Genomic DNA, 367 nt, shown 5'->3' with positions numbered 1-367 from the left:
TGGCCGTCGGGATGACGGCATGTGCGCTGCGTCGATCTGGTAGTGCACCTCGACCCGGCCGCCGCGCAGGATCAGCCGCAGCGTGCCCGTCGGCGCGACCGTGGTGGACAGCGGAATCCGGACCATCCGGCGGGGCTCAAGACCAGGAACGCACAGCCACAACCGGCCGCGCCCGTCGATGATCGTGTTGTGCTGGTCGGCGCGCACGACGATCTGATCGTGCGTGCGGTTGCGGCCCCGCTTCCAGTGCCGGCGCATCTGCCGCGATAAGAACGGATCGGCAGCCCACCGGTCGGCCTTCAGCGCGTCGAACATCCGCTTCCGCTGTATCGGATCGTTGGTTCGCCGGACGATGGCCCGCCGCACC

General features: G+C 69.2%; 1 protein-coding gene. It reads right to left on the bottom strand.

Annotated elements, in window-relative coordinates; genetic code table 11:
* A partial coding sequence (locus tag ACNAW0_RS30735; protein ID WP_416291538.1) for a hypothetical protein occupies window positions 1-315 on the bottom strand: 315 nt, incomplete at its 3' end.
* Between the last annotated feature and the right edge of the window lie 52 nt (window positions 316-367).

Origin of the sequence: Micromonospora sp. SL1-18 (assembly GCF_047921505.1) — a bacterium.
Taxonomy (GTDB): domain Bacteria; phylum Actinomycetota; class Actinomycetes; order Mycobacteriales; family Micromonosporaceae; genus Micromonospora.
The sequence above is the reverse complement of the archived record's forward strand: the minus strand, read 5'-3'. Positions and strand labels throughout refer to the sequence as shown.